Source organism: Tenacibaculum piscium, assembly GCF_021390715.1.
In the GTDB taxonomy this organism is placed as follows: Bacteria; Bacteroidota; Bacteroidia; order Flavobacteriales; family Flavobacteriaceae; genus Polaribacter; species Polaribacter piscius.
Map to the genome: position 1 here is coordinate 277,730 of NZ_JAJGWT010000004.1, position 7,772 is coordinate 285,501.

Here is a 7,772-nt window from a genome sequence, read left to right on the forward strand (position 1 = left end):
CCCTTTATTTTAAAGGGTTTCTTTTTGTATACAAAAAAATGCGTCAAAAGCTCGCCAAAATATATTCTTTTTTACCGTTAATTTTGTTCTTAAAATCAACGTAAAAAAAAAATGTCAAAACTTCAAAAGAGCAACCTATTACCTTTTATCAATTATGTTCCTGCCGAATTAAAAGAAAATAAAGTTTGGGAAATTGTTTATTATGCCATAGATCCATACGAATCTGATCCAAGCAGACGATTAAAAAGAAAAAGACATCGGGTAAAATACATTAAGAATAAAAGAGAAAGAAGAATATATGCAAAATCTATTATAGCTAGATTAAACGACCAATTAATGAGAGGTTGGACTCCTTACAAACAAGCACAAGAAAAACCAACTGAAAAAATAAAATTATTTGATGTATTTGATATTTATTTACATCAAATAAATCAACAAACAATCAAGGATTCTTTACGCCCTGATACGTTAAGAGCCTACACAAGTTACATCAAAAATCTAAAAGTATACTTAACTTTTAAAAAACAATCGAATTGCAATGTGTACTTTTTTAATGAAAGATTTTGTCGTAGTTTTTTAGATATGATTTTTTATGAACGTAAAAATTCAGCCAGAACACACAATAATTATTTAGGATTTATCAGTCTTTTTAATCGATGGCTAATCAAAAGAGATTATCTGAAAGTAGATTTTACAGGATTTATTGACAAAATTAGAGTATCGGAAAAAAGAAGAACTATAATCCCTCTAAAAGAACGAACAGAAATTTTTAATTATTTAGAAAAAAACGACAAACATTATTTTTTCTTATGCTATACCGCTTTTTATTGTTTAATCAGAAGAACTGAATTAACAAAATTAAAAGTTGGTGATGTTATTTTAAAAAATGGAATTATCAGCATTCCTGCTGATGTGAGTAAAAATAGAAAATCACAGATAGTAACCATTCCAAGCCAATTAATTCACGTTTTAATTGAACATTTAAAGTATGCTAAAAATGATGATTTTCTATTTTCTGATGATAATTTTAAACCTGGAGAAACTCAATTAGAACCGAAAAAAATATCGGATACTTGGAGCAAATACAAAAAACAGCTAAAGTTTAGCAATTCCTATCAATGGTATTCTTTAAAAGATACAGGAATTACCAATTATTTACACTTAGGAATCCCAACAATTGACGTTAGAAACCAAGCAAGGCATTATTCAATTAAGCAAACCGAAGAATATCTACCAAAAACAGTATTTAAAGCGAGTCGAAATATTCAAAAAGCAAGGCTTAATATTTAAATCAGGTAGTTTCCTTATCTTTCGAGTTATTTAAACTACTTTTTATAAAATAAAATCAATATAAAAAAATGCCGTTTACCTTTTCGCATCCAGCAATTGTTTTACCGCTTAAAAATATCTTTGGAAAATGGATTTCTTTAACCGCATTAATAATTGGTAGTTTAACGCCTGATTTTGAATATTTTCTACGGATGAAAATTCAAAGTAACTTCAGTCATACCATACTTGGAACGCTATGGTTTAACCTTCCTTTAGGACTGTTCTTATGTTTTATTTTTCATCTTATTATTAAAAAATCACTGCTAGAAAACTCACCTAAATATATTCAAATACGAACAACTCACTTAAAAAATTTAAACTGGAATAATTATTTTATTAAAAATTGGTTTATTGTTTGTTTATCTATTCTAATTGGAGCGTATTCTCACTTATTTTGGGATTCTTTTACACACCAAAACACTTTTTTTACGAACTATTTTCAACTGAATAAAAAAATATTAAATTCTCAAATTTCACACTTTAAAGTATTGCAACATTTAAGTACGCTGGTAGGCGGATTATTCATTATTTGGTCTTTTAAAAAGCAAGAAAAAAAGAAAATAATAGTATCTAAACCTAATCGTACTTATTGGATAGCTATCAGTTTAGTAACAATTGTTATTTTAATAATTCGATTTTTTAACGGCTTACAAATAACAGCATACGGAAATATCATTGTAAGTACAATAAGCTCGATAATGATTGCGATAACAATAGTTTCCTTTGTCTTTTTATTTTTGAAAAGACAAAATCACAAAATAAAAATAAACCTATAAACCAAAAAACACGAAGCGAACTTCGTGTTTTTGTTATTTTGACTAATAATTTATTTTTTGCTGATTTCTTACTCATTTATTGCCTTTACACTTTCATTTCCTTTGATGATGTAAAAGTAAGAACGCCTGTTTTTCTGATGTTCTTCTTTACTACACTTGCTACTATTCGCATCATCACAATGATTTAGTAAATTATCTTCTCCAAAACCAATCGCGCTTTCTATTCTGTTTGATGAAATTCCTCTTGAAATTATATAATCACGGGTTGATTTTGCTCGGCTATCTGATAAATTCCTATTATAATCTTTACCTCCTCGGCTATCCGTATGCGATTCGATTTTAATAACCAATTCTGGATACGTATTCATTACCGTTACAATATCTTCCAATTCATACTCCGCATCTTCTCGGATATTTGACTTATCAAAATCAAAATAAATGGGGTTGATTACAATCTGATTTCCAACAATTAACGATTGTAAACTAAGATTCACAACAACATCTTGTTGATTTACATCAAGCGTTTCCGTTTCTTCTTTCACATTTTTATAACCATCTTTTGACGCTACAACTACAAAATTATGTTCACAATCTTTTTGTTCAAAAAGATACGCACCTGTTCGTCCTGTTTTTATAGAAGAAACTACTTCTCCTGCAGGATTCATTAATTGAACAACAACATTCGAGATTGGTTCACCTGTACGAGAATCACTAATTATTCCTTTGATATCTTCTTTACATTGATAAATGATAAAACTATAAATATCATCATCTCCCTTTCCATCTTTTCTGTTTGATGAGAAAAATCCGTGCGAATGTTCTTTGTTTATCACAAAGGAAAAATCATCAAAAGCTCCATTTATTGGACTTCCTAAATTCACTGGATTCAAATGATTTTCACCATCATATTTCGCTTCAAAAACATCCAAAGCTCCTAAACCTAAATGACCATCAGATGAAAAATACAACTCATTATCTTTTCCGATAAAAGGAAACATTTCCCTACTTTCCGTATTGATTGCTTTTCCTAAATTCGCAGGTTTCCCAAACTTATTATTTTCTAAAATCGCTACTTTATAGATATCTGTACCTCCAAATCCATTGGGCATATCTGATACAAAATACAACGTTTTTTCATCAGCACTTAACGCTGGATGACCACATGAAAAAGCATCACTATTAAATGGTAATTCTTGAACATTTCCCCAAAAATCACCTATTTTATCTGCACTATAAATTTTAAGATGTGAGACTTGATCCTCATCACCTTTTAATTTTCGACCATCATAATTATCTCGTGTAAAATAGGCTTTTTTACCTTTTTTGGTGATAATCATATTCGATTCATGATATTTTGAGCTTAAATCCTCCAACATCGTTGCTTCTTCAACATCCAACATTTTCTTAGCAATCATGTTTTTTTGCTTCGCTTTATAGATGTTTAAAAATGGTTGTTTATTCCATTTATACAGCTTTTTATCACTCTTTACTTTCGGTTTTGTTGATGCAAAATAAAGTGCATCTTCATAAATAAAACCGCCAAAATCTGAATATTTTGTATTCGTTGATATATTATGAATATTTATAAACGTTTTCGGTTTATTAGAATACTCTGAAAAATAATTTTTGTTTTGCTCTAATGATCTCACCCGACTATCCATCGCATTTTCGCCTCGTAATTTCAAAAGCCATTTATCTGATTCCGCTATTTTTCCATTCGTTTTTAATACTTGTGAGTATCTAAATAAATGTTTACTAGAAGCTATTTTCTCATGAAAATCCATTAATTTTGAGTAGTTTTTTTCCGCTTTTTCAAACTCAAAATTAAAATATTGAGCATCTGCCAAACGGCTTAAAACTAAATAAGATGTATCTCCTTTTCTATGGATAGATTCATATAATTCTGCTGCTTTTTTATACGCAAATTCTTTATAATACCTATCTGCTGCGTATTTTCGTTGCCCGAAACTAGCAGTACTTATCAATAAAATTAATATATATAGTGTGTTTTTCATATCGCTTAATTTTCTTTAAAAATATTTAGAAGAATCTTGGGGATTTTATCGCTTGTTCTTTAAACATTTCATATCGTAACATTACTTCGTATGTTCCTGAATTGTAATTGCTATAATTTGAAGAGGTTAAATCATAAGCAAAACCTAGATACAATTCTCTAGTGATTTGAAAACCTAATAAAGCACTTATCGAATCATCCCATCTCCACGCTAATCCTGCTGTTACTTTTTCATTAAACATAAAATTTGCCGATACATCTACTGATAAAGGAGCGCCTTTTACTGCCTTTACCAAAGCTGCTGGTTTAAATTTGATATTATCACTTAAATCAAAAACATATCCTGCGATAAAAAATAAGTGCATGCGTTCGGTTGCAATATCTCCACCATTACTTACATCATCATAATGATCCGTACTTATGAAATTAGGAATCGCTCCTCCAACATACCATGTATTCGTATAGTAATACAATCCTGCTCCTATCGTTGGTAGAAACTTATTGATATTTCCTTGTATTTTTTTATCGTTTACATTTTTAACTCGTCCTTTACTCCAATCTACGTTTAAATGACGACCTCCTAATTTTAATCCGAAGGATAAATTTCCTTCATCACTCGTACGAATCGTATAAGATCCGTTGATATCTAAAAATAATTCACTCGCAGGTCCAATTCTATCGTTCGTTAAATTGATTCCTAAACCAACTCCGCTATAACCTAGCGGAGTATCATAACTTAGCGTTTGTGTATCGGGTGCGCCATCTAAACCGACCCATTGCGTACGTCCTAACAAATTGATAATTGAATGTCCGCTAGAACCAGCATATGCTGGATTAACGCTCATCGTATTATACATGTATTGCGTATATTGTGGATCTTGCTGAGCAGTAACTCCAAGTACAGCGCAAAGAATTAATAGCAGTGTATATCTAATTTTCATATCTCTTTTTTTATCTATTTATGTATAACCAACCTGCTTTAGGTGCTGATCCATCTCCTAAATCAATAACATAATAATAAGTTCCCGGTGGTAATTTCTCATCTACTGTGATTGTTGCACGTCCGTTTGAAATCCCTTTAAAAGAAACATCCGAATTATTATATCCTGAGGCTTTATAAACCGTATTTCCCCATCTATTAAAAATCTCTACCGTATTTTTACTATACGCTGGCTTATCAATACAAGAGATAAAGAAACTATCATTTTCTCCATCATTATCAGGGGTCATAATATTGTATGGCATTCCACAAGGAAGTGATTTTTTCTTAACTAGAATCTTAACTTTTGCTATAGCACAGTTTGGAGTAATAACTTCATTTTCGCAAATCTGATACTCTAATTCATACGTTCCTTCAGTTACATCTTCTGAAATCGTAATAGTTCCATCAGCATTAAATGTAAATCCTGGTTCATTTGTTTGGTTTGGATTGGGCGTTAAAGTAACTTCATCTTTTCCTGTTCCTACAACTATTGGATTTCCATTAAATGTATCGTTATCGATTATCGATGGTGTACTTTCTCCAACTAATACTGGCGTTGCCGTGTAATCATCAACAATAGGTTCAATTACTGATGCAACATTCACCGTTACCGTAGCTGTTGAACAACTTGGTATTGGTTTATCATCATCACAAAGTGTATACGTAAAGGTATCTTCTCCTACAAAATCAGATGCTGGAGTATATGTAAATGTCCCATCTTGATTATTTACTACTGTTCCTCCGTTAGTAGTTGTTGTATCTAACTTTGTAATGGTTGCGCCATCTAGTACAGTATCATTTTCTAATACATTTCCTGTGGTTACGGGAGTGTTTTTAAAGGTTGATACACTGTCATTTTCTGCTGTTGGATTTCCAATACAATCTACTGTTGTTGTTTTATCTTCTGTAATATATACGGCATCCAAACTACATGGATCATTCGGGTCTGTACCTCCTAAAATTTCAATTCCATCTAAAACACCATCGCCATCAGTATCTGGTTTTGTTGGGTCGGTTATTGTTCCATCAGGATTTGCTGGCGTACTTGGGTCATCAATTCCTGTTGTTTCTTCATCATTGGTCAATCCATCTGTATCACAATCCGCAGTTCCTGGTGTCGTTCCTCCTTTATGATCACAAGCATTCTCTGGGTTTGTTCCATCAATTACTTCTTGACTATCACTAATTCCATCACCATCGGTATCAATAGATGTTCCAACTGTTACCGTTACCGTTGCTGTATTACAAGTTGCTGGTGATGCGTTATCACAAAGTTCGTATTCAAAGGTATCTTTTCCTGTGAAATCCGTGTTTGGCATATACGTTACAACGTCATCGCTTGGATCATTTGGTGTTCCATTTGGATCTGTAATAACAACAGTTCCGTTGGTTGGTGGCGTTTTTATTGTGATATCTCCATCTGTTGGAATATCAATATCATTTTCTAAAATATCAACCACAACTGGTGTGTTTATTTCTGTCTTTGCTAGATCGTCTTTAATTACGTCGCCAACTGTTACCGTTACCGTTGCTATTGAACAACTTGCTTTTGGTGTATCATCATCACAAAGTGTATATGTAAAAGTATCTTTTCCTACAAATCCTGTAGCTGGTGTATAATCAAATGTTCCATCGCTATTATTTACAACCGTTCCACCTTTAGTGCTTATCGCATCAAAACTAGTGATTGTTGCGTTGTCTAAAACACTATCATTTTCTAGGACATTTCCTGTAGTTACAGGCGTATCTTTTAATGTTGATGCTGTGTCAGGTTCAGCTGTTGGGTTTTCGTCTTTTGGAACTATTGTTACATCAACATTTGCTGTATCGTTTCCGCCATTTCCATCACTAATAGTATATGGGAAAGTAATTGCAGTTCCGGTTCCATCAGGTTGGATATCTAATGTTCCATCTGATAATAATGTTACTGTTCCTCCTGTTACACTAATTGGTGTATCTACAACTGGGGTAGTTCCATTGATATCTGTAACTGTTAATGTATCGCCGTCAACATCTGAATCTAATCCATTTCCGTTATTCGCTAAAACATCTACATTTACTAATTCATCAATCATTGTACTTGCAGTATCATCCTGTGCTACTGGTGGAGTATTATCGATTGTTACAGCAACATTCGCTGTATCTGTTCCGCCATTTCCATCACTAATAGTATATGGGAAAGTAATTGCAGTTCCGGTTCCATCAGGTTGAATATCTAATGTTCCATCTGATAATAATGTTACTGTTCCTCCTGTTACACTAATTGGTGTATCTACAACTGGGGTAGTTCCATTGATATCTGTAATTGTTAATGTATCGCCGTCAACATCTGAATCTAATCCATTTCCGTTATTCGCTAAAACATCTACATTTACTAATACATCAACTGTTGTACTTGCTGAATCATCTTCTGCAACTGGTGCAGTATTACCGATTGTTACATCAACATTCGCTGTATCTGTTCCGCCATTTCCATCACTTATGGTATATGGGAAAGTAATTGCAGTTCCGGTTCCATCAGGTTGAATATCTAATGTTCCATCTGATAATAATGTTACTGTTCCTCCTGTTACACTAATTGGTGTATCTACAACTGGGGTAGTTCCATTGATATCTGTAATTGTTAATGTATCGCCGTCAACATCTGAATCTAATCCATTTCCGTTATTCG

5 protein-coding genes are annotated in these 7,772 nt (G+C 32.4%); 2 read left to right on the forward strand and 3 right to left on the reverse strand.

What is annotated here, in order from left to right:
• Positions 1 to 111 precede the first annotated feature (111 nt).
• Positions 112 to 1,290, forward strand: a complete 1,179-nt coding sequence (locus tag L0U77_RS06315) for a tyrosine-type recombinase/integrase (protein WP_233900905.1) — start codon at positions 112 to 114, stop codon at positions 1,288 to 1,290.
• 68 nt (positions 1,291 to 1,358) lie between these two features.
• Positions 1,359 to 2,105, forward strand: coding sequence for a DUF4184 family protein (locus L0U77_RS06320; protein WP_233886019.1), 747 nt, complete (start codon positions 1,359 to 1,361; stop codon positions 2,103 to 2,105).
• A gap of 68 nt (positions 2,106 to 2,173) precedes the next feature.
• Here the strand turns inward: L0U77_RS06320 and L0U77_RS06325 are convergent, their stop codons facing one another.
• The 3 genes from L0U77_RS06325 to L0U77_RS06335 all read right to left on the reverse strand — a co-directional run.
• Positions 2,174 to 4,120 carry an OmpA family protein gene (locus L0U77_RS06325; RefSeq protein WP_233900906.1) on the reverse strand — a complete coding sequence of 649 codons (1,947 nt, stop codon included), beginning with the start codon at positions 4,118 to 4,120 and terminating at the stop codon, positions 2,174 to 2,176.
• Positions 4,121 to 4,145: 25 nt separating this feature from the next.
• Complete coding sequence (locus tag L0U77_RS06330; protein WP_233900907.1) at positions 4,146 to 5,060, reverse strand: PorP/SprF family type IX secretion system membrane protein; 915 nt, start codon at positions 5,058 to 5,060, stop codon at positions 4,146 to 4,148.
• 10 nt (positions 5,061 to 5,070) lie between these two features.
• The coding region (locus L0U77_RS06335) for an Ig-like domain-containing protein (RefSeq protein WP_233900908.1) at positions 5,071 to 7,772 on the reverse strand (2,702 nt) is incomplete at its 5' end.

Coding starts and splice junctions, on each gene's coding strand:
- L0U77_RS06315 (WP_233900905.1), top strand. CDS start 112: ATGTCAAAACTTCAAAAGAGCAACCTATTACCTTTTATCAATTATGTT.
- L0U77_RS06320 (WP_233886019.1), top strand. CDS start 1,359: ATGCCGTTTACCTTTTCGCATCCAGCAATTGTTTTACCGCTTAAAAAT.
- L0U77_RS06330 (WP_233900907.1), bottom strand. CDS start 5,060: ATGAAAATTAGATATACACTGCTATTAATTCTTTGCGCTGTACTTGGA.
- L0U77_RS06325 (WP_233900906.1), bottom strand. CDS start 4,120: ATGAAAAACACACTATATATATTAATTTTATTGATAAGTACTGCTAGT.